Source organism: Curtobacterium sp. GD1 (assembly GCF_020882855.1).
Classification (GTDB): domain Bacteria; phylum Actinomycetota; class Actinomycetes; order Actinomycetales; family Microbacteriaceae; genus Curtobacterium.
The window spans coordinates 1-2,152 of record NZ_JAFEVQ010000061.1 but is presented as its reverse complement, the minus strand read 5'-3'; the positions used below and the strand labels follow the sequence as shown (position 1 = coordinate 2,152).

Sequence of the window (2,152 nt, the reverse complement as noted above, 5' to 3'; positions counted from 1 at the left end):
CCCTCGCCGAGCTCCGCGACCAGGTCCGTCAGGGTCTCGGGGCCGCGGGAGTTCGCGATCACCACCTCGTGTCCGTTCCGCACCGCCAGCCGTGCGAGCTGGGATCCGATGTTGCCTGCGCCGATGATGCCGATTGTCGTCATGGTGTCCGACCAACGCCCGACCCCGATCCGCCCATTCCCGACGGCCTGACCGCCTGCCGCCCGCGCTGCCGCCGAGGGTGCATGATGGCGGCATGGACCACGAGTTCCGCGACGAAGCCGACCAGGACCGCTACGCGATGTACGTCGGCGGCGAACTCGTGAGCGTCCTCGACTACCGCGAGAACGGCGACGCGATCGCGTTCCCGCACACGTACACGGTGCCGAAGCACCGCGGGCACGGGTACGCCGCCGAGCTCGTCGACTTCGCGGTCGCCGACGTCGAGGCGAACTCCACCCGGCGCATCGTCCCGATGTGCTGGTTCGTCGGCAAGTGGTTCGACGAGCACCCCGAGAAGGCAGACCTGCTCAGCCGCGGCGCTGCGGACTGAGCCGAACCGGAAGGCCCCGCCCATGCCGACGATCACCCCGTTCCTCTGGTACGACGACCAGGCCGAGCAGGCGGCGGAGCACTACGTGTCGCTCTTCCCCGACAGCAGCATCGACAGCGTGAGCAAGACCCCGGACGGGCAGACCCTCGTCGTCGAGTTCACGCTCCTCGGCAAGCCCTACCGTGCGATGAACGGCGGTCCGGGGCACGAACACACCGACGCGGTCTCGTTCCAGGTGGACGTCGACGACCAGGAGGAGCTCGACCGCATCTGGGACGCCCTGCTCGCCGACGGTGGCCGTCCGAGCCGGTGCGGGTGGCTCTTCGACCGCTGGGGTGTGGCGTGGCAGGTCACCCCGTCGATGATGGGCGACCTCATGACCGGCTCGGGCGACCCCGAGGCCAACGCCCGCGTCTTCGAGGCCATGATGCAGATGGTCAAGCTCGACATCCCCGCCCTGCGGGCCGCCGCGGCGGGTCACTGAGCCGACGCGATCCGTACCCGCCGGTATGGTGGCGGGACCGAACACCGCCGGCAGGTCCCGGCGCAGACAGGCTGGAGTCCGTCCGATGAGCGAACCGAGGCCCGATGTCCGCAACAGCGACATCGGACGCGCGTACACGGAACTCGCCCGCATCACCCGCCGCGCGAGCATCCGGGCACGCGGCTCGGAGGCGATCCTCAGCGTCGTCGACCAGTCCCTCGTCGACTTCGTCGTCCAGCACGAGGGCTGCATGGCGATCGACATCGCCCGGTACCTGCGGCTGAACCGCTCCACGATCTCGCGGCAGCTGTCCGGGCTGCTGGCGGCCGGGCTCATCCGGACGGTCGACGGCGGGACCGGCAACGCCAAGCCCCTCGTGGCCACCGACGCCGGCCGTGCCGCACTCGAACGCTCCGTACAGCTGCACCGCGACGCGCTCGACGAACGGCTCGCGAGCTGGTCGGACGACGACATCGCGCTCCTCGCGGGGCTCCTCGAACGGCTCGGCGCCGCGGACGAGGCGGGGCTGCCGATGCCCGGACGCACCACGCCGTGACGACCTCGTTCGTCCTGCTCTCGGACACCCACCTGCCGAAGCGGGCGAAGGACCTGCCCGCCGGGCTCTGGGCGGACATCGACGCCGCGGACCTCGTGGTGCACGCCGGCGACTGGGTGGACCTCGCGACGCTCGACGCCGTCCAGGCCCGGTCGGCGCGGTTCGAGGGCGTCCGCGGCAACAACGACGGCCCCGAGTTCGACGACCGCCTGCCGCTCGAGGCGCGCTTCGCCGTCGAGGACCTGCGCGTCGCCCTGGTGCACGAGACGGGTGCCGCGACGGGCCGTGAGCGTCGCATGACGGCCGCGTACCCGGACGTCGACGTGCTCGTCTTCGGCCACTCGCACATCCCGTGGGACACGGTCGCGCCGTCGGGGCTGCGGCTGCTCAACCCGGGTTCGCCGACGGACCGGCGCCGCCAGCCGGACCACACGTGGATGCGCGGTGCGGTCGACGGCCGCGACCTGTCGGTCGAGCTGGTGCGGCTGCCTCCCACGACCCGCTGACGGCCTGGAGGCGCGGGTCGGCCCCGCACCGCGCCTCCACGTGGGGCTGTCTCTTATGAACAACTCCGAGCCCA

Annotated in this window: 5 protein-coding genes; 4 read left to right on the top strand and 1 reads right to left on the bottom strand. The window is 71.7% G+C overall.

Annotated features, from left to right (window positions below; genetic code table 11):
• On the bottom strand, positions 1–143 hold a 143-nt coding region (locus JSX79_RS17980), incomplete at its 3' end, for an NAD(P)-binding domain-containing protein (protein ID WP_229087557.1).
• Between the two features lie 92 nt (positions 144–235).
• Between JSX79_RS17980 and JSX79_RS17975 the strand changes: the two genes are divergently transcribed.
• The 4 genes from JSX79_RS17975 (at position 236) to JSX79_RS17960 (ending at position 2,078) form a co-directional block, all read left to right on the top strand.
• Positions 236–532: a GNAT family N-acetyltransferase gene (locus JSX79_RS17975; RefSeq protein WP_070418618.1), complete on the top strand. Its 297-nt coding sequence runs from the start codon at positions 236–238 to the stop codon at positions 530–532.
• Between the two features lie 22 nt (positions 533–554).
• Complete coding sequence (locus JSX79_RS17970; RefSeq protein ID WP_070418619.1) at positions 555–1,016, top strand: VOC family protein; 462 nt, start codon at positions 555–557, stop codon at positions 1,014–1,016.
• An 85-nt stretch (positions 1,017–1,101) separates the two neighbouring features.
• Positions 1,102–1,572, top strand: coding sequence for a MarR family winged helix-turn-helix transcriptional regulator (locus JSX79_RS17965; protein WP_070418620.1), 471 nt, complete (start codon positions 1,102–1,104; stop codon positions 1,570–1,572).
• Positions 1,569–2,078, top strand: coding sequence for a metallophosphoesterase (locus tag JSX79_RS17960; RefSeq protein ID WP_229087552.1), 510 nt, complete (start codon positions 1,569–1,571; stop codon positions 2,076–2,078). The genes JSX79_RS17965 and JSX79_RS17960 overlap by 4 nt, the downstream gene beginning before the upstream one ends.
• Positions 2,079–2,152 lie beyond the last annotated feature (74 nt).

Coding starts and splice junctions, on each gene's coding strand:
- JSX79_RS17975 (WP_070418618.1), top strand. CDS start 236: ATGGACCACGAGTTCCGCGACGAAGCCGACCAGGACCGCTACGCGATG.
- JSX79_RS17970 (WP_070418619.1), top strand. CDS start 555: ATGCCGACGATCACCCCGTTCCTCTGGTACGACGACCAGGCCGAGCAG.
- JSX79_RS17965 (WP_070418620.1), top strand. CDS start 1,102: ATGAGCGAACCGAGGCCCGATGTCCGCAACAGCGACATCGGACGCGCG.